We start from the raw sequence: 22,301 nt of genomic DNA on the forward strand, positions 1-22,301 counted from the left end.
TCCGCATCGGATCGTGCTCGGGCGGCGGCCAATACCTCAGATTCTGCCGAGAATGTGAATGTCCTGGCCCGTTAGACGGCCAACGCACCGGAACGCTTTTGGCGGATGCGATGTTTCCGGCCGCGCACGACTTGCGGTCCACGTGGCCGGTGCGCTGTTCCTCTAAGGAGCCCGTCAATGGACAAGACAGTCGCTGGCCTCGTCGGGGCCGTCACCCTTCTGGCCGCCGTCGATCCGGCCCTGGCCGCCGCAGCGCCCCCGGTCCGTCTGCAGGCCGCCATGCAGGCCGAGAGCTATGCCGATCTGCTGAAGCCGATTCCCGACGCCGTCGCGCTCCTCAAGGAGTCCGACGCGACGGTACAGGCCGAGCCCCTGGCGGCCGCCTCCGAGGGCGATGCGACGGTCCAGCAGGCCCAGTACTACCATCACCACCATCACCACCACCGGTTCTTCCGGCCGTTCTACCACCATCACCACCACCATCACCGGTACTTCCGGCGTTACCATCACCATCACCACCATCATCACGGGTACTTCCGCCCGTACGGGTACTGAGGCTTCCGGGCGGGGCGTGCCTGCGCCCCGCCGTCAGCCCTGGCTCAGCCCTGGCTCAGCCCTGGCTCTTGGCCGCCCCCAGGATGCGCCGGTAGGTCCCGTCGAACACCGTGTTGGTCGCCGAGGTCCATTGCGAATCCGCCGACAGGGTATGCCGGCTCGCGTAGATGCGCCGGGACTGCAGTTCGCGCTCGGCGGCCTCGTCCTCGGGCATCGGCACGAGGTCGAACTCCGCATCCACCGGCACGACGGTGATCTGCATGAACGGCTCGCCCGGCCGGAACACGTGGGTTCGCCCCTCGTCGGGGGCCTTGAACACCATGAAGTACATCATCGGCCACCAGTGGCGCAGGAGTGCGGGCACAGCGACCGGCACGGTCCCGGTCCGGTCGGTGTAGAAGCACGGGTGCGGTTCGGTCCGGATCGCCCAACCCTCCTCCACCTTCAGGTCGAGGAGGATCTGGTAGGTGTAGTAGGCCTCGCCAAAACTCCGGAACGGCGGCCACTGGAGCCCCGGCTCGGGCGGCGGCCCGAAATCGCCCTCGAAGACGAGTTGGCCGTCCCGCGTGCTGACGTGCAGCTCGGCCGCGTAGGGGTAGAAGAGCTCGATCCCCGCCTTGGCGGCCTCCGAGAACGGGATGCAGTGCCAGGCGTATTCCTGCGATCCGTCGGTCCGGGGCTCGGGCTGCCCCGCCCAGCCCGGGATCTCGAGCCGCGTGCGGCGCGGGCGCAGGCCCGGCTCGTTCAGCCTGTACTTGACCTGCCGCATGCCGATGCTCCTCAGCGATCCGGCTCCCGCGGAGCCGCTCCGCGACGCCTCCGGGCGGGCTTCCCGCCGCACGGCCGATTCGCGAGGTGCACCAACTCGCGATCCCGCATTCTGGTTCGCCGCCCCGGAAGACCATCTCCATCCCGCCACGGCAACGTGACCGGGCGGGGACGGGCGCGACCGGCCCGAGCCGCGTTGATGCGGCATCTGTCGCTTGGAGATCCCTATGGCGGAGGCGTGTGCGCCGCAGCCCGCGGTGCTGCTGGTCGAGGACGATCCCGTGCAGCTCATGGAGGCCGCCACGGCCCTGCGCGAGGCCGGCTACGAAGTGGCCGAGGCCTCCACCGTCGAGGCCGCGCAGGCGCATCTGGCCGCCCGGCCCGAACTCGTCGCCATGGTGGCGGATGTCGACCTCGGGGGCGAGCCCCTGACCGGCTTCACCCTCGCCAAGGCCGTGGCGGCGCGCTGGCCCGAGCGCGCGATCCTGATCGTGTCGGGGATGGTCTGGCCGGCCGAGGGGGAGGTGCCGATGGGGGCGGGCTACCTGCGCAAGCCGTTCACCGCGGACGGGCTCGCGAAGGCCCTGCGGGCGGTGCTGACGGCGCGGGGCCTGGAGAGCCCGGATGCCGCGTCCGATCCGCGCGCGCCCGGGAGCGCGCAGCATCGCGCCTGACGCCGTTCCCTCGACCGGGCCGAGCCTGACGGATGCCGATCAATCGCCGCTCTCGCCCGCCTCCGCATCGCCGTCGTCCGACACCAGCCAGTCGGGCAGGCCGGGGATGACTTCGCCCGCGATCGCGCCGGCACTCTCCAGGGCACGCCCCTCCTTCGCCTCCGGGCTCTCTGCCCGCACCTCCGCGAACAGCTTGCGGGCCAGGCGGTCGAGTTCCTCGTCGGAGAGCTGCTGCCCGTTCTGATCGGCCATCGGATATCGCCTCGACGCGTTGGGTTGGTCCGCTCCGCTGGGAACGTCCGGATAACCGGCCTGCGCCGTCCGTCGGAGCGACTCGCGATGCGGAATTGCGCCCCATGGTTAGCCGGCGATGAGTCGAGCCGGTCCGGCGCTGTCCCGAAAGCGGCGCGCAGTTTCGGCTGAACCGCGCTGAAACGCCACCACGGGCTTGCGGGCCGGCAAGACATTTTCCCGATGCTCTGGACTGAAATGCAATAAAGATCTCGTTATTACAATCGAGACACCATGTTTCTATAAGTAAATGAGGTGTTGCAGCGCACGTTCTGCATACCGTTGCATACGCGTTGCGGATCCCTGGGGCGGGGCTCGTGTTGATCGACACAACCGGACCTATCCGGCCTGTAGGCTCTACCCGGAGAACGCTGTGACTCGCTTGACCCTCGCCACCGCCGTCATGGCGGCCCTGGCGACCCCTGCCATCGCGCAGGTCGTGGAGACCCCCACCCGCACCCAGGTCGTCATACCGCCCGGGGCTCCCGGCGTGATCACGCGCCAGAACAATACGACCGGCGACGCGGACGCCTTCACATACTCGCCGACCGGCCGCGCCGCCGACGGGATCGAGACCGATTCGGCCGCCGCCGGCAACGAGGATCAACCGTCGCGGGTCGGCTCCACGGGCAGCGGCGGCGCCGGCGGCAACGGCGGCGGCGGCTGAAGGCCGCCTGACAGACGCGCGCCTTCCCCGACTTGGAGCGCTCTGCGCCGGAGTGGACGCCGGTTCGGCGCAGGGTGCGCGTCCGACCGGAGACTGGGAGCCGTGCACGATCGGGCACGGCTCCAGGCGGGTTTCGCAAACGTGGCCACCGGTTTGGCGACGAAACCCTGCGACACGCCGAGGAGCTCGGCGGATGAAGCGCTGGCCCGCCCACGGTCCACGACAGTGACCTGTGGTTAGCGTCATCGGGTGATCCCACCCGACCTCCTCATCCAGAGGAGCCCGTGTCCGCGGGTCTCGAGACGGCGGGCTCCAGCCAGCCGCGCCATCCCTGGAGGGCTCCTTCGAGGTCCGCGCTCCGCTCCGGCACCTCAGGATGAGGGGATCGGATGGCCGACATGCGGCTTGGCAGTCTCGTGTCGTGTACCGTGGGGCCCGCCAACACGTGTCTGCCAGGCAACGGGGCCGTCGCGCCTCACCCGGCGCGGCGGCCGCAGCGGATATAGTCGGACCTACCCCAGGCACTCGACCACGTCAGGCGGTCGCCCTCGACGACGAGGCGAACGCGGGAGGACCAGCGGCGGTCCCGGTCGGCGCAATCGGCCGCCATGGTCCAGGCGTTGCCGGACCGATGCGTGTCGTGGAACGTGCAGAGCGTGGCGCCCGCCCTGGCGCGCTCGGGGGTGATCATGGCGGGCAGATAGCCTTGCCGGCGCGACGGGGCGCCGCAGGCCTCGGCCGTCGGGCCCCAGGTCCCGACATACTCGGCGGCCGGGCGCGGGGCCGAGGCCGGCACGACCGGTTGAGCCGCGGGGGCCGATGCGGGTGCCGCTTCGACGGCGGACGCGGCCGCCGGGGCCGCGACGCTCGCGGCGGCCGGCGCCGGCTCCTCCGACTTGGCCATCGCCAAAGCGCGGCGCGGCAGATCCTCCGGTTGATCGAACAACGGTTCCCCGACCGCCAGGGGGGCCGAGTTCCGGAACGGCATGTCCTCGGTCAGGTAGGTGGCGCAATAGGCGAACAGACCGACCCAACCCGCGGCGAGGAGGATCTGAGGCGCGTAGGAGCGCCGACCCTCCCGCGGAAGCTCGACAGCCGGCACAGCCAGAACGATCGCCGTCACCTCAACCCTCCTCGCGCTGTCGCGGGCCCCGGGGCCCTGAACACAGTTCTCGTCACCCGGACGCTACACCGGGCACCCGAGATCGAGGATTTCTCAGTATCGGGCCATGGACCGGTTTATTAACGTCCGGTAAATCGTTAACGATGCGTTAATAGCTGATCCGGCCTCGGCTCCGGCGCGCGCGGCGCGCGCGATGCCCCGTCGGCGCCGACCCGCCGGCAAGGGTAGAACGATCTGCGCCGCGACCCGCCGAGCGGCACCGGGCGACGGGCCGCGAACCCGCCGCCCGAAGTCCTTCGGGCGCCCGAAAGCCATGCGCGGAGTCACCGGCAGTCTCAGCCTGTGAACTACGAAGTAGAAGGCAAAATATCGCTCGACAGTCATATAGCTTTAAGATTTAGTTAATTCGCCCGGATTGTGGGCGCGCGCGAGCTCGTTTCATGGCGTGGACGTCTTTTCGTAACATGCTCTCCTCGTCCGAGGGGGGATCCGAGTCGCAGCCGCCGACCCAGGTGCCGGCCCCGACCGCATCCCGGCCCGCGGCCGAGCCGGCGATGCCGCAGGTCCGGGCGCGCCTGAACGCCGAGGCGCCGATGCAGCGGGTCACCCAAGCCGACCGGACCCATTCCTCCCTCGACGCGATCGGCAAGCGCGACGAGATGCTGCGGCAGCGCATCGACGCCATGGTGGACCGGCTGGAGGACATCCGCTCGCTGCAGGACGACTTCGTGTCGATCCTGGAGCCGATCGTCAGCATCAGCGACGAGCTGCCGCGCGCCAGCATGCGCATCGCCGAGCTGGAGACCTCGCTGGCCCAGGAGTTCCAGACCGGCAAGGCGATCCGGCTGGAGGCCGCGGAGCTCTCGGCCCGCATCTCGATCCTGACCAACGAGTATTCCGAGGCGTCGGCGCGGGTCGCCCGGGCGGAGGAGCAGCTCCACGCCCGCGACGCCGCCCTGGCCGGGCAGGCGATCGAGCTCCGGGACCGGGTGCTGGCGTTCGAGAACCTGGAGCGGCGCCTGGCCGCCGAGATCGAGCAGAGCAAGGCGCTGGTCGCCGAGGGTAAGGCGCTGCGCACGGAGGCCCAGACCGCCGACAGCGCGCTGACGCGGACGGAGCACGACCTGCTGGCGGCGCGGGAGACCCTGGCGGCCTTCGAACAGGACAACCGGCGGCTGCGGTCCCAGAACGAGGACCAGACCCTGCGCCTCGACGAGCTGGAGGCCCGGTGCCGGACCGTCGAGGGCACGGTCGAGGTCGAGCGTCAGAAGGCGCGGGCCGCCGAGGGCCTGCTCGCCGCCGAGGTCGCGAACCGCGTCCGGTTGGAAGCCCAGTTCGAGGCCGACACGACCGCCCTGCGCAGCGAGCGCTCGGCGCTCGCCATGAAGCTGGAGGCCGCCGTCAACCGGGCCGACACGAACGAGCAGCTCCTCGCGCAGGCCCGGGTGCAGTTGCGCGACCGGGACGACGCCCATCGGCTCGCGGAGCGGAATTACAAGGAAACCAACATCGCCCGCGTCACCGCGGAGCGGCGTCTGGAGACCATCCAGGAGGATCTCGCCCGGCAGACGGAGCGCTTCGTCGAGATGCAGCGCGCCCGCGGCGACCTCGACGCGCGCTGCGACATGCTGGCCAAGGCCCTCGCCGCCAAGGACGCGGCCCTGGAGCAGGCGGGCTCCCGCAACGCCGCCCTGACCGAGCGGATCGAGCAGCTGACCCACCGCCAGGAAGCAGCCCGGATCGAGTTCGAGGCCACCAACCGGCGCCTCTCCGAGGACCTCCAGAACGAGCGCTCGGAGCGGGCCCTGGTGCAGGGCGCCCTCGACATCGCCCGCGAGACCCGGGCGACGCTCCAGAAGCAGTACGAGGCGCTCAAGCGCTCCGGCCGCGGCTGGCGCAAGCCGGACGGGGCGGGCGAGGGCCTGCCGCACGAGCCGGCGCCACACGCCGAGCGCGACGAGCCGAGCAACGTGCACCCGTTCGCATCTCCCGGCACGGCCGGTTGATCCGATGCTGTCCTGTGAGGGGTTCCAACGATGAGTGATAGGGCTTCGATCGATGCGGGCTACAACGGCAGCCCGAACGTGATGATGCGCGCGTGGCAGGCGAAGGCGGACGCGTCCCCCGAGAAGGTGGTCAGCTTCATGGGTATCGAGAGCCGGAACGGGGCCTTCCCGACCGGTGACGGCGCGCACGATGGCGGCCCTACCATCACCCGGGAATGGTCCTCGGCCGTCGACCTGATTCGGGAGGCCAGCGAGGCCATCCGGGTCGGCGAGGAGCGGGCGTCCGAGCTGGAGGCGCAGCTCGCCCAGGTGGTCGCGCAGGCCGATCTGGAGATCCGGCGCCTGGAGCAGGAGGTCGCCACGGGCGTGCAGAACCTGGCGCGGTCCGAGGAGCGGGTCCGGCTGGCGGAGGCGCGGGCCTCGGAGGCCGAGGAATGGCTCGTCCGCCTGCACGATGCGGCGATCGAGGCCTTCGGCAACCGTGCCAAGCCCGCGCCCGTGACCGGTGCCCCCGAAGAGACCGAGTAGCACCGGTCCGCATGCGACGATGGCGCAGTCGACGACCATAGGGGCGGATGGGATCGCCGAGACCCTTCCTCTGGTGCAGGATCCGCACGCCGCTTTCCGCGTCATCGATCCGCGCCTGACCCTCGCGCTCATCCGGCAGGCTGCGGATGAGATTCGCGGGTTCCAGGGGTGGCGTGCCGTGATCCAGCAGCGGGCGAGCGGGCTGTTCCGGCGCGTCTACGAGGAGCGCACCCACAAGGACGCGACGATCCGGGCTCTCGAATCCGACCTGTCGGGGCTCGACCGGCGCAACGCCGACCTGGAGCGCGCCCTCGCGGAGATCTCGTCCGACTACGAGCGCGTGGTCATGCGCTGCATGGAGGCCGAGTTCCGGGTCATCCAGGCGGAGCACAGGGCCTTCCTGGCCGAGCGGTCGGTGTTCCGGCTCGAAGATCTGCTCGATCGGATCGGCGACCGCCCGGGGATCACGGACCAGGACTGACGGCGACCGCGCCTGCGAACCTTTCACCTGGATCAAGACTTATTGGGAGATGAGCGGATCAGCCCAGCCCCCGGCACCCTACGCCCTCGTGGTCGACGATGACGGTCTCATCCGCATGGATGCGATGGATATCCTGGCGGAGGCCGGGTTCTGTACCTTCGAGGCCAGCGACGGGGACACGGCCATGACGCTGCTCGGCCGGGAACACGCCCTGATCGTGCTGCTGTTCACCGATGTGCAGATGCCGGGCTCGCGGGACGGTTTCGCGGTGGCGCGCGAGACCGCCAGCCGCTGGCCGCACATCGCCATCGTGGTGGCGTCCGGACGGGTCCAGCCGGGACCGGGCGACATGCCCGACGGGGCCCGTTTCATCGGCAAGCCCTTCACCGCCGACATGGTGCACGATCATTTGCGGGAGATCCTCCCCGACGGACAGAAGCCGGAGCCGCTGCGGCCGTAGGGACGGCCCTTTCGGTGCCAGCAGCGATCCGACGCCATCGCGTCGAACCCGTTCTGCACCGACCGCTTCCCGGGCGTATGTCGCGGCAGCGGAACGCGACCCGGGACTCGGCACGACACCTCGCGCAGCGTCGATCCGGAACAACCTGTGCCGCCGGCGCGGCACTTCGTGTGCCGGGTCCCGGATCAGGTTCCGCGGGCGCCCCACCCGTCCGGGAACAGGGCGTGCACACCACGAGCAGCGGTGCGCCGATCCCACGCCGCACCACCCCAAAACCCCTCAATTCGCCCGGGCGACCTCGACGAGGTTGTCGGAGAACGAGGGGGCATGGCCCATGTCGGTGAAGGCCGCCGAGGAGATGCTGTTGACCGTCCCCTCGTTGAGCTGGCGCCAGTAGCCGAGCGTCGCCACCACGATGCCCGCCTTCACGTCGTCGGTGACGCGGGCCACGCCCTTGAAGGCGCCGCGGTCATTGGCGACCTGGACCCGGTCCCCGTCGCGGATGTCGCGCGCCCGCGCGTCGTGCGGGCTGATCATCACGAACTGCTCGCCCTGGCCCTTCTGCTTGTCCTCCATGTTGGCGTAGCAGGAGTTCAGGAAATAGTGGCTCTTCGGCGAGACGATGTTGAGCGGGTAGCGCGCGGCCAGCGCCGGATCGTTCGCGTGCGTCTCCCGCGCGCCGACGTAGTCCGGCAGCGGATCGAGGGGCTCGCCGGGCTGAAAACCCTCGTACATCTGCCGGAACGGCGGGGCGACGAAGTTCGTGGCGCCCTCGACCTTGAGCATGCACTTGCCGGTGGGCGTCGGGAAGTTGCCGTCCTTATGCGGAGCCCGGTCGTCCGGCGTGCCCACCTTCAGCCGGGCGAAGCCGTGCTCGCGCATGTAGGCGAGGTCGATGCCCTCGCAGGCCGGGGCATTCCAGTCGACGTAATGCTCAAGGCACTCGGCATCGCTCCACTTGAAGTTCTCCTCCTCGAAGCCGAGCCGGGCCGCGAGCTGCCGGAAGATCGCGTTGTTGGGGATCGCCTCACCGGGGGCGTCGGCGCACTTGGTGTTGTAGGTGAGGTAAAGGTGACCCCAGGACAGGATCATGTCCTCCATCTCGGCGCCCATCGTGGCCGGCAGCAGGATGTCGGCGTAGGAGGCCGTGTCCGAGATGAAATGCTCGGCCGAGACCAGGAACAGGTCCTCGCGCATCAGGCCTTCGACGATCTTGTCGGTCTCGGGCGCCTGCGTGACCGGGTTCGAGTTCCAGCACATCATCGACAGGATCGGCGGGTCGAGCTGCATCTCGCCGGTGAGCGCCCGGCCGATCTGCAGGTTCGAGACGACCCGGGTGCCCTCCGGGATCAGGTCGGGCCGGCACATCACGTCGAACTTGTAGGGGTGCTCCCAGACGCCGAACTGCGTGACGCCGCCGCCGACATGGCGCCACGCGCCGGTGAGCGCCGGGATGCAGGTCACGGCCCGGATGGTCTGGCCGCCGCCGTAGTGCCGCTCCAGCGCCACGCCGAGGCGGATGCCCACCGGCTGCTCGGTCGCCATCTCGCGGGCGAGCTTGCGGATGTCGTCGGCCGGGACGCCGGTGATCTCGGCGGCCCAGTCGGGCGTGCAGGTGCTCGCCCGCTCCTTCAGCTCCGCGAAGCCGACCGTGTGGGTGTCGACGTAGTCCTGATCGACGAGGCCCTGTTCGATGATGGAGTTGATCAGCGCCATGGCGAGCGCGCCGTCCGTGCCGGGCTTCGGCGCGATGTGCCAGTCGGCCGCCTTGGCGGTGCGCGACGCGTAGGCGTCGATCACCACGACCTTGGCGCCCTTCTTCTGGGCGTCCTTCACGATGGCCCAGTGGTGCAGGTTCGTGCTGACCGAGTTGCAGGCCCAGATCACGATGTACTTGGAGTGGATGTAGCTGTCGGGATCGAGGCCGGCCGTCGGGCCGACCGTCAGCAGCCACGCGGTGCACGAGCCCTCACCGCAGAAGGTCCGCTCGGTCACGGTCGCGCCCATGCGGTTGAAGAAGGCGTCGCCGCCGTTCAGCCCGTGTACCAGACCCTGGTTGCCGAGGTAGCTGTAGGGGACGATGGCCTGCGGGCCGTGGGCGTCGATGATCGCCTTCCAGCGGGTGACGATCGTGTCGAGCGCCTCGTCCCAGGTGATCCGCGCGAACTGCTTCGACCCCTTCGGCCCGACCCGCTTCATCGGATAGAGCAGCCGGTCGGGGTGGTAGTGGCGCTTCTCGTAATCCTTCAGCTTCACGCAGAGACCGCCGCGGGTCATCGGGTGGTCTGGGTTGCCCCGCACGCCGAGCAGTTCCCCGTCCTTGACCTCGAACAGCATTGAGCAGGTGTCCGGGCAATCGTGCGGGCAGCCGCCGAAAAACGTCTCGGTCTTGCCGTCGAGGAGAGCCTCGGGTTTGACGATCTCGTTCATGTTTCCTCCCCGCGCGAGCGTTCCGCCTTCTTGTCGTGCGGGGAGCGGCTCGGTGCGGGCACAGACTGCACCGAATTCAGAATGGTTTCAAATCGTACCTCGGTATCCGGTTCGCGCGTATCGCTATCCCGTGGAACGGATCACCCTATCCGCATGCGGATGCGGGAAGGGCTTGAGGCCGGTTCGACGCGTCCGATCCAACGACGCGGGGCGGGCCCTGCGCGGGCATCTCGGCACGCGGCCGTCGGCCGGTCATCCGCCCCGGCAGGGGTGATCGGGCGAAGGCGGGCCGGTCGGAAGGGGGCCGGTTGCGCTCCGTCACGACCATCGATGTCCAACCCAGATCTATGAGGATCGGAGCCCGCAGGTGGGGCGGGCAACCTGGGGCCCGTTCAGCCCACCACCCGCGCCGCTCTGCCGAGTCCCAGCTCCCCGCGAAAGACGTCCTCCATCGCGCGCCGGACGCGGATCGCCTCCTGGCCGTCATCGAAGGCGACGTCGCTCCAGCGCACGGCCCGGCCGGCCGGTACGTCGGTCTTGAGCACCATGTCGTGAGCGAGGCCGATCGGCAGCGCGCCCTGCGCGAGGGAGTCCGCCGTCGGCATCAGCTTGCCGTAGACCGTGAAGCCGCCCTCGCCGTCGAGCCGCTCGCCGGCCCGGAGGGCGCGCTTGGCGGTGGCCGCCACGTCGCCGCGCCAGTCGCCGGTGGCGCCCGTGGCCTCGCCGCGGACCGCGATGGAGGCCACCGAGATCCCGAGTTCCAGCCCGATCAGGTGATAGGGCTTGTAGGTCGCGGCGAAGCGGCCGGATTCGTCGGTCTTCAGGCCGTACTGGGCGAAGCAGTCGCGCACGTAAGGACTGGGCGCCTCGAACACCGCGTAGACGCCCCAGCGCAGATCCCGGAAGACCGGCCGGCCGTCCCGCTCCACCGACGACACCACCTCGACGGTGCCACGCTCGGTGAGGCAGCCGCCATCCGCCACGGGCTTCAGGATGCCCGGCAGGTCGTCGACGCCGCAGGGCGGGAAGGCGAGGCCGTCGCGCGGGGGGGTGAGCCCGCAGGCATTGGCCACCGCGGCCATCTCCAGCGCCGACTTGGTGCCGTCGAGGAAGGAGTTGAACATCTGCGGGTTGAAATCCCCCCCCGCGACCTGGCTCTCGCTGAAGCCGTAATGGCCCCAGACCGTGTCGGGCGTGGAGGCGTGGTAGGCCGGCAGGTACTTGGTGCCCTTGCCGGCGCAGATCACCTCCAGCCCGATGGTCCGCGCCCAATCGACCAGCTCGGCGATCAGGGCCGGCTGGTCGCCCGAGGCCATGGAGTAGATCACCCCGGCCTCGGCGGCCCGGCGGGCGAGCAGCGGCCCGGCGAGCACATCGGCCTCGACGTTGACCATCACGATGTGCTTGGCCGCCGCGAAGGCCTTGAGCGCGTGGCGGATGCCGGCCGCGGGGCTGCCGGTGGCGTCGATCACGATGTCCACGAAGGGGCTCGCGATCATCGCGTCGGCATCCTCGGTGACGAAGGTGGTGCCGTCCCGCGCGGCCTCCTCCATCCCGGCGGCCGCGAAGCGGGAATCGTCCCAGCCCACCCGCCGCAGGGACTGGCGGGCCCGATCCGGTGACAGGTCGGCGAGGCCGGTCAGGTGGATCCCCGGCGTGCGGGGTGCCTGCGACAGGTACATGGAGCCGAACTTGCCGGCCCCGATCAGGCCCACCCGGACGGGTCGGCCTTCCTGCGCGCGCCGCTGCAGCTTGGCGAAGAGGGACATGGGGCGTTCTCCCTGGGCGGCGCAGCGCCTGGTTGGTCGGGGCTGCACCTAGGGCGACGCCCGGTCCCGGTGAGACCCGTCGCGTGACAAGACCGGCGCTGTCCGTTCGGGCGATGCGGCGCGCGCCCTTTTTCGGCAAGCCCGTGCGAGGCGAGCGCGTCGGCGAGGCGCGAACATCGTAGCCCCGCACGGGAGGGCGCGTGCGCGACGTGGACTGCCCGTCCCGCCGGGCGGTTCGATCCCGAGGCTACCCGTGCGCGCTTTCCGCCGCGGCGGACGCCGGCTCGTCGGGGAGCGGGTGGGGACAGGAGGCGAGAGCCGCCCCCGATCCCGGCCGGCCGGCCGCCGCGCCGGTCCAGCCGCGGGCGTAACCCCGGGAGATCAACTGGTCCTGCCGGGCGATGCGCCGCTCCGCCGCGTCGAGGTCGACCAGGGCGTCCGTAATCGCGGCCACGAGCGCCCCCCACAGGTCGCCCCGGGCGGCCCGATGATACGCGCAGGCGATCACCTCGGCTTCCCTGGCCAGATTCTTGGTTGCCTCCTTGGTCGCCTCCCTGGTCACCGCCATGGCTGCATCCCTGGGACGAATCTCCACAGGCACCGTCTCAGGATCTGCGTGCATCGCGGCTCCGATCCGTCTAGAACATTTCATGAACAAAGCGCATCGGCCTGCGCGGTTCAACCATCGATGGATTGCAGTTCCGGATTGCGGTGGATCGCTGTGGACGGATCAGGAAAAGATCAATGCCGACACGGCTTTACCGCTTCCACTGCACGGACGGCCACGCGTTGGTGACCGACCTTGTGGGCAGCCGGCTGCCGAACGCCGCGCAGATGCGGGTCCATGCCGAGCGCGTGGCCCTGGCCCTGATGGAGCGGGTGGTCGAGCGGTTCGATTGGTCGCGCTGGCAGGTCGAGGTCTACGACGCGCGGGGGCGCCGGGTCTGGATCCGGGCCTTCCCAGACGTGAACGTCGATGCGCGGGCCGCGTAAGCGGCGTAGAGCTTGGAAAGAGGGAGACTGGTCATGGCCTTCAAGCCGAAATCCGCCGCGGAGACCAAGGCGCGGGATCTGGGTCTCGCCCTGGCCCGGATCGCCGAGGGCGAAGGGCTGCCGGCGAGCATCGGGGTGGACCGGCTGCGGCAGGCGAGCCCGCGGCTGACGCCGCTCGCGGTCGGCCAGATGGTCCGCAAAGAGCGGGAGACCGTCGCGGCGACGCTGGCCGAGCGCGGCCTCGCGCTCGTGGACTATTCCGACCACGGCCCGGGCCGCGGAATGGCCTTCACCATCGACGCGGCGGCGTGACCGGCCTGCTCAGGCGGCGGCGGGACGGCGGCCGCGCAGCAGGCGGCCGATGAGTCGGAACGGCAGGAGCGGCAGCTTGAGCAGCGCCCGGACCGTCAGGACCGCGGCGACCGTCAGGAGGGCGAGGACAGAGTTCAGCATGGGGGTCGTTCTCCCGGCATCGGGCTGCCCCGCGGGGCCGACCGCCCCAAGGGGCGCCCGGAACACGGCGAGACTATGAACGGGGCCGGTCCATCGGGTCGCAGCCCGGCCACCAACGCCCTCAGATACGGCGCCTTCACCGCGCCGGAGAACGCCTTGAGCGTGACGCAGCGGAGCTGCGCGATCGCGGAGGGGCGGCGCCTCCTGATGGACTGGGTCGAGGAGGGGCTGGTCGGCCCGTCCGGCCCCCAGGATCCGTCCCGGCGGGGCGGCAACGGGCGCGGACGGATCGCGCGGGCGCTGCCCTGCGCGCTGAAGGCCCGGACCCGCTCTGCCTTGAGCGAGACGGCGCTCCGATGGGCGATCAACATCCCCCGCCCCGAGGGCGAAACCGCAGGGACCCTCCCATGAGTCCGGCCGTCCAGGCGCTGACCGGCCGGCGGGTGCTGCTGGTCGAGGACGATTACTTCATCGCCGTCGACCTCAAGTCGTGGTTCGAGGCGGGCGGCGCCGAGGTGCTCGGCCCGGTGCCCAGCGTGGATGCGGCACTGGCCCTGATCGCCGGCACGGACGCGATCGACGCGGCGGTGCTCGACATCACCCTGCAGGACGAACTCGTCTACCCCGTCGCCGACGCGCTGCGCGCCCGCGGCGTGCCGTTCCTGTTCGCCACGGGCTACGATCCGGCCGCCGTGCCGCCGTCCCACGGGGCCGTGGCCCTCTGCCAGAAGCCGATCGACCCGCGGGCCGTGGCGCGCATCCTGTTCGGCTGAGGCGCCGGCCTCACCCGCGGGGGATCAGCCGGGCGAGCGCCCCCGCGACGTCCCACAGGGCCTTCAGCAGCCACCACGCCCCCCGGACCGCGAAGCCGAGCAGGTGCAGATCGTCGACCCAATCCTCGAATCTCTGCAGCCGGGAGCGCCAACGGGACGGGGCCCGCTCGGGCCCGTCGGACGGCGCGACCGGCCGCGACCGTGCCCCGTCGCCCGTCACCAGCGGGCCTGCAGGCCGGCCGAAACCACCTGGTCGTTGGCGCCGGGCCGCACGTCGCCGGTGTAGCTCAGCGACAGCAGCACGCCCTCCGCCACCGGGCCGGTCAGGCTCACCCCCAGGACCGCCCCGTCCCGGCCGAGCGCGCTCGTCCGGCTCGCGAACGGCACCCCGAACAGGCTGGAGCGGACCATGGCGGAGGTGTCGCCCAGCTCGTGCGCCCAGTAGGCCCGGCCCTCCAGATGCAGGCCCGCCGCGTCGTCCAGCGCCAGGCTCGCCAGACGCCCGCCCGCGAGCACACGCGCCGCGTTCAGGTCGGCGGTGGCAAAACTCTGGCTCGCCGGCCCGCCCCGCTACGCGACCCGCCCCCGGGTCAGCCGGTCGTAGCTGAAGCCCACCTCCGGCACGAGCTCGACCGGCAGGCCGAGGCCCAGCGCGTAGCCGGCCAAGCCAGACACCCCCGCGTCCCAGCCCGAGGCCAGGCCGCTCGCCCGCGACACGCGCGAGCCCAGCGCCACCGTCCGGTCGATCCGCCCGTCCACGTAGGAGGCGCCGGCCGTGCCGCGCAGGATCACCGAACCCAGCCGCGTGCTCGCGTACAGCGTGCCGCCGTAGCTGTCGGCGGTGGTCCGGCCCGGCCCGAAGCCCAAGCCGGAGCCCTGGCCAGTGCCCCGGCCGTTGCCCGTGCCGGTCTCGCGCAGGTAGCCGAACGCCCCGCCCACCAGCGTGTCGGCCCCGATCTGTCGGTCGACGCCGAGCAGCAGGCCGCCCGCGTCGAGATCCGCGCCGGCCGCCGCCCGGTCGCCCGCGCGGGATCCGAACCCGTAGAGCGCCTCCGCCCAGACCCGGCCCTCGCCCGAAGCCAGCGGCTGGTCCGGCGCGCCCGCGGCCCCGCGCAGCTGCAGCGCCGAGCGGTTCGGGCCGAGCCCCGGATCGCCCGCGCTGACCGAAGCCGCCCCGCCGCCCTGTCCGCGCAGGTGCCGGTCGATCGTATCGGTCACCAGCCGGCGCGCGGTGAGATCGGCCATCACGGCGTCGCCGTAGGCCTGGCCCGACAGGCTCGCCAGGCTCCCCGGCAGCGTGGCCGGGTCGGCCGCGTAGAGCCCGTCGAACACCCGCGCCCGGTCCGCGTCCGGCCGCGTGCCGGCGGCCGGGCGGGCGACGTCGAGGGCCGCGCCAACGCCTCGGGCGTTGCCGGTCTGAGGCAGTCCGAGCCCGGCGAGATTGCCGTAGGCGGAGGGCGTGACTACGAGGTCGAGGCCGGTGGCGCGGTAGAGCGCGTCGAAGCGCGTGCCCGCCGCCAGGCCCGCCCCCGGCTGGGCGAGGCCGGCGAAGGCGCCGGTCAGCCCGGCTTGGGCGGTCAGCACGCCGAAGCGCTGGCCGAGCGCCGGGGTGAAGCCGTTGGTGGCGTTGCCGGTGATGCCGCGCAGCACCGGTTGCAGGGTGCCGCTGGCCGCCACCGCACCCGTGGGGCCGAGCGCCAGCAGGCGGGCATAGCTGCCCGCGCCGGTGCCTGTGCCCGCCCCGTCGATGTCGAGGCCGAACAGGCTGCCGGGCGCGAACGCGACCGGGCCGAGCACGGTGAGCGTACCGGGGGAGTTGCCTGGCCGCAGGGCGCCCGCCACCGTGACCGGGGCCGCGATCGTGCCGATGCCGCGCAGGGTGCCGGCGGCGGCCACCGTCACGGGCGAGGCCCAGAGCCCATTGAGCGCGAGCGTGCCGGCCTGCACGCTGGTCGGGCCGGAGAAGCGGCCGGTGCCGGTGAGCGTGAGGGTACCGGATCCGGCCTTGGTCAGGCTGGTGGGCGCCGTGCTCTGCAGGATGGCGCCGGCATAGGTGGAATTGGCCGAGCCCGTGACGGTGATCCCGCCATTGGCCAGGACGGCGTCGGCGGTGCCGGCCAGGCTGGCGAGGGTGAGGGCGTTGCCGGCGAGGTCGAGCGGGCCGGCATTGGTCAGGCTGGTCAGGCCGGACAGCGGCCCGGTGAACTGGAGGGCTCCGGTGTTGACGAGCGCGCCGTTGAGCTGGCCCGAGAGGCGGGCGGTACCGGTGTTGGTGAGGTCGGTGGTGAGGATGCCGTCGCTGGCCAGGAGCCCGGCATTGCCGAAGCCGGCGGGGGCCGTGAGGCTGGCGGTCCGGCCGACCGCGACGGTGCCGGCATTGGTGAGCTGCCCGGCGAGGCTGTAGGCCCCGGCGACCGTAAGCGTCGCGCCGGCGGCGTTGGCGAAGGTGCCGGCGCTGGCGACCGCCCCGGCGACGGCGACGGTGCCGGCCTGGTTGCGGATGGCGCCGTCGATCCGGCCGGCGCTGGCCGTGACGGTGCCGGTGTTGGTCAGCCCGCCCGCGAGCGTGCCGCTGGTGGCCAGCAGGCCGGAATTGCTCGTGCCCCCCGCGATGGCGCCGCCGTTGATCGTCACGCCGGCATTGGCGAGGCTGCCGGCGATGGTTCCGCTCGTCGTAAGCATGCCGGTGTTCGCGACCGCGCCCGTGATCGTGCCGCCGTTCGTCAGGCTGCCGGCATTGCCGAGGCCGGCAGGCGCCGTGAGGCTGACGGCCCGGGCGACCGTGAGGGTGCCGGCGTTGGTGAGCGGCCCGGCGAGGCTGTAGGCGCCGGCGACCGCGAGCGTCGCGCCGGGGGCGTTGGCGAAGGTGCCGGCGCTGGCCACCGATCCGGAAACCGTGAAGAGCCCGGCGTCGTTGCGGAGGGTGCCGTTGATCCAGCCGGCGCTGGCGGTGACGGTGCCGGTGTTGGTCAGCCCGCCCGCGATCGCGCCGCTGCTGAGCAGCAGGCCCGCATTGGTCACCCCGCCGGCGATGGCGCCGCTGTTGTTCACCGTGCCGGCGTTGGTCACACCACCGGAGGCGCGCCCCGCATTGGCGAAGCTTGCGCCCAGGCCGACCGACACCGGGGATACGAGGCGGCCGGTCGCCGTCAGCGCCAGCGTGCCGGCCGCGACTGCGGTGCCGCCGGTATGGGTGTTGGCCGCCGTCAGGATTGCGGTGCCGGGCCCGGCCTTGACGAGCGTGCCGGACTGGTCGCCGTCGGAGAACACGCCCGCGAAGGTCGCGGCGGCGCCCGCGATGCCGAGTACCCCCAAGCCATTGAGGGTGACGGGCCGCGCGGTGGCGAACCCATCCGCCAGGACCCGCAATGCGCCGCCATTGGCGAAGGAAAGGCCGCCGCTCGCCGCGCCGAGATTGGCGTCATGCGTCACCGCCAGGACGCCGCCGTAGATCCTGGTGCCTCTGGTGTAGGTGTTGTCGGCGGTGAGTTGGGCGGTGCCGGCCCCGGTCTTGGTCAGCGATCCGGGTTGCGTGCCGTCGGCGAACACCCCGGCGAAGCTCGAGGTGCCGGTGTCGATGCGCAGGACGCCGTTGCTGTCGAGGGTGACCGGACGCGTGGTGACGAACCCGTCCGCCAGAACGCGCAACCGGCCGCCGTTGCCGAGGGTGAGGCCGGTGCCGTCCGCGCCGAGATTGGCGTCGCGCCACACGGCTAGGTTGCCACCGTAGACGCGGGTGCCGCCCGCGTGGGTGTTGCTTCCGGACAGTTCGAGGGTGCCCGCACCGATCTTGATCAGGCCGCCGACGCTGGAGATGTCGTTGGCGAAGGTGCCGTAATAGCCTTGGCGGTTATAGGTCGTGTCGACCGTCCACGTGTCGGTGAACTGGCCTGGACCGTTGATCGCCTTGCCGAGGTTCAGGAGGCCCCAGCCGTAGACGTCGTTCGGGGCGTTGGCGGGTCCGTCGCCGAGATGGGTGGCGGTGGTGAACATCGTCTGGGCGATCTGCGGCGCCTTCAGGAACGGGAAGGCTTGGCGCAGCACCGCCGCCGCACCGGCCACGTGGGGCGCCGCCATCGAGGTGCCGGTTTCTTCGGCATATTTGCCGCCCGGAATCGTTGACAGGATCGCTGTGCCGGGAGCGGAAATGCACCAGTTCGCGGTGACGCCACATTGATTGCTGGAATCCTCGACGTCACGATTCCGATCGATGTTCACGACCGCGATAATATAGCCGTTCAGGCTCGAGAAATCCGCATCTTTGCGCACAGCTCGGTTTTCGTCGACAAGTCGGTAGACATTCGTATCGGCGTTTTCAGGCCGTATGTACGGGTACAAAGCGGCACCAGACGCGTTTTTCCAGTTATATTGGTTTATAGCGGAATGCTCATTGCCGGCGGCAAAAACCATGAGCACATCTTTGTCCGCAGCTCGCTTGAGAGATTTGTACTCCACAGAGGATTCTAGGTAGTTATATCCTTGATAAACCGTCGTGGTTTCGCTGAAATCCGGTCCATAGCTGCCGTTCAGGATCCGCGCGCCGTTCGCGGCCGCATAGTCAACGGCCCCGTTAATGTCCGTTCCGGTCGGCTTCGCTCCATATGTCTGTTCGATGACCTCTGCATCTGACGGTTTGGCGGGGGTTCTCGGGTCGCGGTCGATCGATATGATGGCGCCGAGGTTCAAAATATTGCTGTCAAAGGCGACGCCCATCATCCGGCCGCCGCTCGGCGAGGCCCCGACAGTCCCCGACACATGCGTCCCATGGATGTTGGGGTCGAACAGGATGTTGCTGTCCAGCAGTCCGTTTGGGGTCCAGAAATTGCGGGATGCGTCCAAGATGCGACCGGCGAACTTCGGGTGATCCCGATCGATACCGCTGTCGATGACAGCCACCGGAACGTCGAGACCGGTGAAGCCGCGCGCATAGGCTCCGGCGGCGTCGATGGCCCCGAGCCCCCAATCGCCGCTGTAGGCGTCCCACGCTCGGAAGTCCGCCGCCGTCAGCGGGTGGCCGGCGGCGTCTAAAGTCGAAGGCGACCGTTGCGGCCGCAGACCGTCGTCCTCTGCGAAGACCGGCCCCAGGGCCACCACCAGCGCGGCGAGCGAGCATCCGATCAGTAATCCCGCCCGCGCCGATCCGTGGCACATCGCGGCGACGCGTCGAGATCCGATGTACCTACCCACCGAGACGCCCTGGCCTGCCCCGCCGCACTGATGAACCATCGTGTTGCCTCCGAAGAACTCGCATCGAGCACTTCCAATCGAGTTAGCAAGGGCAACACAAACGCACTGTATCCTAGCTACGACACGCGGCTCCCCACGCGTCCATTTGAAACTGCTGTACCCTCTTCTGGAACGGAGAGTCCCGTGCTCCCGCCGCCCGATCGCCGGGCGGCCGGGCGGCCGGCGCCGTGATTCGGCCCTGTCGGCGCAGAATCACACGTTCTCAACGCATCGCGATGGTCTAGGACATTCACTGCGACAGGACAGATCCGGCAATCGCCCTGCCGGTTCCGCACGTCCCATGTCGCGCCATGAATTCGAGACGACAGATCATCTTATCCCGAGACACGAAATATTCATCAAATCGGGCAATAATAAACGTCAGGCTTCAGCGATGTCTCTCGACGACATAGATCCGGGTCCCGACCCGTCGCAATCCGATGACGGTGCCCAGCGCGCTGGAATCGCCTGCCTGCGGTTCGAGCCGCCCGCGGATCCGGAGGCCCTCGGCCGGGCGTGGCAGGACCACCTCGCCCCCATCTTCGCGGCGAGCTTCCGGCCCGAGACCGACCTTACGATGCCGATCGCGATGCGCAGCTACCACCTGGGCGACCTCCTGGTCGGCGATGTCATCGCGCCGGCGCACATCCTCGTGCGGTCGCAGGCGATGATCGAACAGCAGGGCCTCGACCACATCCTGCTGCAGTTCTACCGCCGGGGGCGGAGTCGCGTGGAAACCAGCCTGCGCGCCGACACGGTCTCCGAAGTCCAGTGCATCGTGTTCGACCTCGCACAGCCCGTGCGCATCGTCGCGGACCCGGTCGACGCCACCAACGTGGTGATTCCCCGCGCCCGCCTGGAGACACTGGGCTGCCACCCGGATGCCCTGCACGGCCACCCCCTCGACCATGACAGCGACCCGTTCGGGCGCCTGGTCCATAATGTCGTGGCCAACGTCGTCGCCTGCGGCGACCTGCTGGACCAGCGCGAGGCTCTCGCGGCCTCGACGGCGATCACCCAGCTCTGCGCGACCTGGCTGCGGGGCAAGGAGGCGGGTCGGCCGCCCCACAACCCCGACGTCCGGATTCGGATCCGCCGGCTCGTCGAGGCGGAACTCGCCAATTCGAAGCTGTCGCCGGCTCTGATCGCGACGCGGCTCGGCCTGTCGCGCTCGACCCTGTACCGGCTGTTCGCACCGCATGGCATCGTCGCCTACATTCGCGACCGCCGCCTGATGGCCGCCATGCGGATGCTGGTGCGGGATGACCGTCCGCAAGCCGCCCGCATCGCGCAGGTCGCCTACGCGGTCGGCTTCTCGGACGAGCGGACCTTCCGGCGGGCGTTCAAGCGCCGATTCGGCTTCGTGCCCAGCACCGCGCCGCAGCGCCCAGAGGCGCAGTGCGCGGCGGGGGCGGTCCTGCGCGACTGGATCGACAGCCTCTGAACCCCGGAGATTGCGCCGCCCCGGGGCGACGCGCGCGTCCTGTCGAGATCCCGTCTTACGGCGGAAGATCCGCGATCGGCGCCGTTCGAGGGTAAGATTCGGCTGGCCGGTTCCTGTCGTTGCCACGATCGGGCATGTGTCCAGCAAGCAGACATAGGGCGTCCGATTTCACGACACTTTCCCTGTCCGATCCGACGCCCCGACGGCGATCACGAAAAATTCGGTTCCGCCCCGCCAAGCCTCCGGTCCGATCGCGGAACTCGGCGGCGTCCGCGGCGTCGGGCCGGTCACAACATGTGCGGCCGCCTCCCGGGGGCCCATCCAGAGGGCGCGATGGCGGGCGGCACAGGCGGATCGATCGGGCGGGCGTACGCGGGTCCCCGCGGCGCGGCGGCCCCATGAGCGGGACCCGCGGCGTGTTCGCCTTCGCGCATATCGGCGACCTGCACCTGGAACACCCGGCTGACCGGAACGCCATCGACCTGGGGGAAATCCTCACCGAGGTCGACGGCCTCCACAAGCACGGCCTCCTCGACTTCGCCTATCTGCCGGGCGATCTCGCCGAGGACGGGCGGGCGGCGCAGTACGAGATCCTGATCCGGGCCCTGGCGGCCCATCCGACGCTTCCGATCCGGCTGATCGCCGGGGATCACGACCGTCAGCACGGCACGATGACGGAGTTCGACGCCCTGTTCGCGCGGGTGATGGGCAGCCGGCAGGGGGGCGGGCACAGGCCCCGCGGGCACGACCTGCCCCGGCCGCAGACCCCGGCCTATGTGCCGCATTACTACTACGCCGAGACGATCGCCGGCGTGCGCTGCCTGTTCCTCGACATGATCAGCGCCGGCTACGGCCGGAAGGGGTTCGGCCTCGATTTCCGGCTCGGCCCCTACCAGCTCGACTGGCTCAGGGGCGAACTCGCAGCGGCGGCCGAGGATGGCCTGCCCCGCGCGGTCTTCACCCACACCTATCCGGACGACCTGGAGGGCTCCGAGAAGGCGGCCCTCGCCGGCCTGATCCGCGGCCACGGCGTGCGCCTCGTCGAGATGGGCCACACCCATTACAACGAGCTCGCCCATGACGGGCGCACGCTCTACGCCTCGGCCCGCTCGGTCGGCCAGAACGAGGACGGCTCGGTGGGCTACGCCGTGGCGGCGATCGATGGCGCGGTCACGAGCTGGCGCTTCAAGCCCCTCGACCAGGATCTGCCTATCGTGATGATCACGAGCCCGGCCGACCGGCGCCTCGCCACGGAGGCCCTTGCGCCCGGGCGAGACATCGCGGTGCGCGCCCTCGTGCTCTCGAACGCCCCGCAGGCGGACTGGTGCTGCGTGGCGCGCGTCGATGACGGCCCAGCCTATCCGATGCGTCCGGCCGGCCCTCGGGTCGTTCAGGCGCGGGTCCCGTGGCCGGACGGGTCGCGCCGCCTCTCGGTGACGGTGACCGACACGACGTTCAACATCCGCAAGCGGGACGCGAACACCGACACCGACACGATCGAGCCCGTCAGCCGGACCTTCGTGCGGCCCCTCACCCCGGACAAGCCTGGCAGCGACGCGTTCCGGACCGGGGCCTGGCCCGAGAAGGGCATCCGCGGCGACCAGCTCGGCCCCAACCGCACCGGCCGAGGCTGGTAGCCGGCCGCACCCGAAACGCTTCA

22 protein-coding genes and 1 pseudogene are annotated in these 22,301 nt (G+C 70.6%); 13 read left to right on the plus strand and 10 right to left on the minus strand.

Annotated elements, in window-relative coordinates; genetic code table 11:
* Positions 1-177 precede the first annotated feature (177 nt).
* Positions 178-555, plus strand: coding sequence for a hypothetical protein (locus MKK75_RS24975; RefSeq protein ID WP_244045197.1), 378 nt, complete (start codon positions 178-180; stop codon positions 553-555).
* A 55-nt stretch (positions 556-610) separates the two neighbouring features.
* Here the strand turns inward: MKK75_RS24975 and MKK75_RS24980 are convergent, their stop codons facing one another.
* On the minus strand, positions 611-1,324 hold the full coding sequence (locus MKK75_RS24980; RefSeq protein ID WP_244045198.1) for a hypothetical protein: 714 nt from the start codon (positions 1,322-1,324) through the stop codon (positions 611-613).
* Positions 1,325-1,550: 226 nt separating this feature from the next.
* Here MKK75_RS24980 and MKK75_RS24985 point away from each other — a divergent pair, with 226 nt between their 5' ends.
* Positions 1,551-1,997, plus strand: coding sequence for a response regulator (locus MKK75_RS24985; protein ID WP_244045199.1), 447 nt, complete (start codon positions 1,551-1,553; stop codon positions 1,995-1,997).
* A 39-nt stretch (positions 1,998-2,036) separates the two neighbouring features.
* On the opposite strand, the gene MKK75_RS24990 is transcribed toward MKK75_RS24985, so the two are convergent.
* Positions 2,037-2,249, minus strand: a complete 213-nt coding sequence (locus MKK75_RS24990; RefSeq protein ID WP_244045200.1) for a hypothetical protein — start codon at positions 2,247-2,249, stop codon at positions 2,037-2,039.
* 412 nt (positions 2,250-2,661) lie between these two features.
* Here MKK75_RS24990 and MKK75_RS24995 point away from each other — a divergent pair, with 412 nt between their 5' ends.
* On the plus strand, positions 2,662-2,955 hold the full coding sequence (locus MKK75_RS24995; RefSeq protein ID WP_244045201.1) for a hypothetical protein: 294 nt from the start codon (positions 2,662-2,664) through the stop codon (positions 2,953-2,955).
* A gap of 475 nt (positions 2,956-3,430) precedes the next feature.
* On the opposite strand, the gene MKK75_RS25000 is transcribed toward MKK75_RS24995, so the two are convergent.
* The gene (locus tag MKK75_RS25000) at positions 3,431-4,078 is read right to left on the minus strand and encodes a peptidase inhibitor family I36 protein (RefSeq protein ID WP_244045202.1); all 648 of its coding nucleotides are present in this window, start codon (positions 4,076-4,078) and stop codon (positions 3,431-3,433) included.
* Positions 4,079-4,518: 440 nt separating this feature from the next.
* Here MKK75_RS25000 and MKK75_RS25005 point away from each other — a divergent pair, with 440 nt between their 5' ends.
* From MKK75_RS25005 to MKK75_RS25020, 4 genes are read left to right on the plus strand one after another with little or no spacing between them, the layout of a single operon-like run.
* Positions 4,519-6,084 (plus strand): chromosome partitioning protein ParA, encoded by a 1,566-nt coding sequence (locus tag MKK75_RS25005; protein ID WP_244045203.1) that lies wholly within the window; start codon positions 4,519-4,521, stop codon positions 6,082-6,084.
* A 30-nt stretch (positions 6,085-6,114) separates the two neighbouring features.
* Positions 6,115-6,612, plus strand: a complete 498-nt coding sequence (locus MKK75_RS25010) for a hypothetical protein (protein ID WP_244045204.1) — start codon at positions 6,115-6,117, stop codon at positions 6,610-6,612.
* 19 nt (positions 6,613-6,631) lie between these two features.
* On the plus strand, positions 6,632-7,093 hold the full coding sequence (locus MKK75_RS25015) for a hypothetical protein (protein ID WP_244045205.1): 462 nt from the start codon (positions 6,632-6,634) through the stop codon (positions 7,091-7,093).
* Between the two features lie 49 nt (positions 7,094-7,142).
* Positions 7,143-7,553, plus strand: a complete 411-nt coding sequence (locus MKK75_RS25020; protein ID WP_244045206.1) for a response regulator — start codon at positions 7,143-7,145, stop codon at positions 7,551-7,553.
* Between the two features lie 279 nt (positions 7,554-7,832).
* On the opposite strand, the gene MKK75_RS25025 is transcribed toward MKK75_RS25020, so the two are convergent.
* The 3 genes from MKK75_RS25025 to MKK75_RS25035 form a co-directional block, all read right to left on the minus strand.
* Positions 7,833-9,983: a molybdopterin-dependent oxidoreductase gene (locus MKK75_RS25025; protein WP_244045207.1), complete on the minus strand. Its 2,151-nt coding sequence runs from the start codon at positions 9,981-9,983 to the stop codon at positions 7,833-7,835.
* A gap of 392 nt (positions 9,984-10,375) precedes the next feature.
* On the minus strand, positions 10,376-11,752 hold the full coding sequence (locus MKK75_RS25030; RefSeq protein ID WP_244045208.1) for an NAD(P)H-dependent oxidoreductase: 1,377 nt from the start codon (positions 11,750-11,752) through the stop codon (positions 10,376-10,378).
* Positions 11,753-11,999: 247 nt separating this feature from the next.
* Positions 12,000-12,320 carry a hypothetical protein gene (locus tag MKK75_RS25035; protein ID WP_244045209.1) on the minus strand — a complete coding sequence of 107 codons (321 nt, stop codon included), beginning with the start codon at positions 12,318-12,320 and terminating at the stop codon, positions 12,000-12,002.
* Positions 12,321-12,496: 176 nt separating this feature from the next.
* Between MKK75_RS25035 and MKK75_RS25040 the strand changes: the two genes are divergently transcribed.
* Both MKK75_RS25040 and MKK75_RS25045 read left to right on the plus strand, forming a co-directional pair.
* Positions 12,497-12,745, plus strand: a complete 249-nt coding sequence (locus MKK75_RS25040; RefSeq protein WP_244045210.1) for a DUF6894 family protein — start codon at positions 12,497-12,499, stop codon at positions 12,743-12,745.
* A gap of 33 nt (positions 12,746-12,778) precedes the next feature.
* Positions 12,779-13,057 (plus strand): adenylosuccinate synthase, encoded by a 279-nt coding sequence (locus MKK75_RS25045; protein ID WP_244045211.1) that lies wholly within the window; start codon positions 12,779-12,781, stop codon positions 13,055-13,057.
* A gap of 9 nt (positions 13,058-13,066) precedes the next feature.
* On the opposite strand, the gene MKK75_RS35860 is transcribed toward MKK75_RS25045, so the two are convergent.
* Positions 13,067-13,198 (minus strand): hypothetical protein, encoded by a 132-nt coding sequence (locus MKK75_RS35860; protein WP_279594111.1) that lies wholly within the window; start codon positions 13,196-13,198, stop codon positions 13,067-13,069.
* A 156-nt stretch (positions 13,199-13,354) separates the two neighbouring features.
* On the opposite strand from MKK75_RS35860, the gene MKK75_RS25050 reads away from it, so the two are divergent.
* Together MKK75_RS25050 and MKK75_RS25055 are read left to right on the plus strand one after the other, a co-directional pair.
* Positions 13,355-13,609 (plus strand): hypothetical protein, encoded by a 255-nt coding sequence (locus tag MKK75_RS25050; RefSeq protein WP_244045212.1) that lies wholly within the window; start codon positions 13,355-13,357, stop codon positions 13,607-13,609.
* Positions 13,606-13,971, plus strand: a complete 366-nt coding sequence (locus MKK75_RS25055) for a response regulator (protein WP_244045213.1) — start codon at positions 13,606-13,608, stop codon at positions 13,969-13,971. The genes MKK75_RS25050 and MKK75_RS25055 overlap by 4 nt, the downstream gene beginning before the upstream one ends.
* Before the next feature lie 10 nt (positions 13,972-13,981).
* Here MKK75_RS25055 and MKK75_RS25060 read toward each other — a convergent pair whose 3' ends face one another.
* From MKK75_RS25060 to MKK75_RS35865, 3 genes and pseudogenes are all read right to left on the minus strand, one after another.
* Positions 13,982-14,191 (minus strand): hypothetical protein, encoded by a 210-nt coding sequence (locus MKK75_RS25060; RefSeq protein ID WP_244045214.1) that lies wholly within the window; start codon positions 14,189-14,191, stop codon positions 13,982-13,984.
* Positions 14,188-14,526, minus strand: a pseudogene (locus MKK75_RS25065) (autotransporter domain-containing protein); the annotation flags it as partial. The pseudogene MKK75_RS25065 and the gene MKK75_RS25060, both read right to left, overlap by 4 nt.
* Before the next feature lie 15 nt (positions 14,527-14,541).
* Entirely contained in the window at positions 14,542-19,197 is a 4,656-nt protein-coding gene (locus MKK75_RS35865; protein ID WP_313901892.1) for a S8 family serine peptidase, read from the minus strand.
* A 394-nt stretch (positions 19,198-19,591) separates the two neighbouring features.
* Between MKK75_RS35865 and MKK75_RS25090 the strand changes: the two genes are divergently transcribed.
* On the plus strand, positions 19,592-20,641 hold the full coding sequence (locus tag MKK75_RS25090) for a helix-turn-helix domain-containing protein (protein ID WP_244045216.1): 1,050 nt from the start codon (positions 19,592-19,594) through the stop codon (positions 20,639-20,641).
* Between the two features lie 398 nt (positions 20,642-21,039).
* Positions 21,040-22,278, plus strand: a complete 1,239-nt coding sequence (locus MKK75_RS25095) for a metallophosphoesterase family protein (protein ID WP_244045217.1) — start codon at positions 21,040-21,042, stop codon at positions 22,276-22,278.
* Positions 22,279-22,301: the final 23 nt, after the last annotated feature.

It is taken from the genome of Methylobacterium sp. J-030 (assembly GCF_022829545.1).
Lineage (GTDB): Bacteria > Pseudomonadota > Alphaproteobacteria > Rhizobiales > Beijerinckiaceae > Methylobacterium.

Excerpts from the sequence above, each read along its gene's own strand:
- MKK75_RS25090 (WP_244045216.1), top strand. The coding sequence starts at position 19,592 with ATGTCTCTCGACGACATAGATCCGGGTCCCGACCCGTCGCAATCCGAT.
- MKK75_RS25095 (WP_244045217.1), top strand. The coding sequence starts at position 21,040 with ATGAGCGGGACCCGCGGCGTGTTCGCCTTCGCGCATATCGGCGACCTG.
- MKK75_RS25045 (WP_244045211.1), top strand. The coding sequence starts at position 12,779 with ATGGCCTTCAAGCCGAAATCCGCCGCGGAGACCAAGGCGCGGGATCTG.
- MKK75_RS24975 (WP_244045197.1), top strand. The coding sequence starts at position 178 with ATGGACAAGACAGTCGCTGGCCTCGTCGGGGCCGTCACCCTTCTGGCC.
- MKK75_RS24980 (WP_244045198.1), bottom strand. The coding sequence starts at position 1,324 with ATGCGGCAGGTCAAGTACAGGCTGAACGAGCCGGGCCTGCGCCCGCGC.
- MKK75_RS25015 (WP_244045205.1), top strand. The coding sequence starts at position 6,632 with ATGGCGCAGTCGACGACCATAGGGGCGGATGGGATCGCCGAGACCCTT.
- MKK75_RS25020 (WP_244045206.1), top strand. The coding sequence starts at position 7,143 with ATGAGCGGATCAGCCCAGCCCCCGGCACCCTACGCCCTCGTGGTCGAC.
- MKK75_RS35860 (WP_279594111.1), bottom strand. The coding sequence starts at position 13,198 with ATGCTGAACTCTGTCCTCGCCCTCCTGACGGTCGCCGCGGTCCTGACG.
- MKK75_RS25005 (WP_244045203.1), top strand. The coding sequence starts at position 4,519 with ATGGCGTGGACGTCTTTTCGTAACATGCTCTCCTCGTCCGAGGGGGGA.
- MKK75_RS25035 (WP_244045209.1), bottom strand. The coding sequence starts at position 12,320 with ATGGCGGTGACCAGGGAGGCGACCAAGGAGGCAACCAAGAATCTGGCC.
- MKK75_RS25040 (WP_244045210.1), top strand. The coding sequence starts at position 12,497 with ATGCCGACACGGCTTTACCGCTTCCACTGCACGGACGGCCACGCGTTG.
- MKK75_RS25025 (WP_244045207.1), bottom strand. The coding sequence starts at position 9,983 with ATGAACGAGATCGTCAAACCCGAGGCTCTCCTCGACGGCAAGACCGAG.
- MKK75_RS24985 (WP_244045199.1), top strand. The coding sequence starts at position 1,551 with ATGGCGGAGGCGTGTGCGCCGCAGCCCGCGGTGCTGCTGGTCGAGGAC.
- MKK75_RS25055 (WP_244045213.1), top strand. The coding sequence starts at position 13,606 with ATGAGTCCGGCCGTCCAGGCGCTGACCGGCCGGCGGGTGCTGCTGGTC.
- MKK75_RS35865 (WP_313901892.1), bottom strand. The coding sequence starts at position 19,197 with ATGGTTCATCAGTGCGGCGGGGCAGGCCAGGGCGTCTCGGTGGGTAGG.
- MKK75_RS24990 (WP_244045200.1), bottom strand. The coding sequence starts at position 2,249 with ATGGCCGATCAGAACGGGCAGCAGCTCTCCGACGAGGAACTCGACCGC.
- MKK75_RS25010 (WP_244045204.1), top strand. The coding sequence starts at position 6,115 with ATGAGTGATAGGGCTTCGATCGATGCGGGCTACAACGGCAGCCCGAAC.
- MKK75_RS25030 (WP_244045208.1), bottom strand. The coding sequence starts at position 11,752 with ATGTCCCTCTTCGCCAAGCTGCAGCGGCGCGCGCAGGAAGGCCGACCC.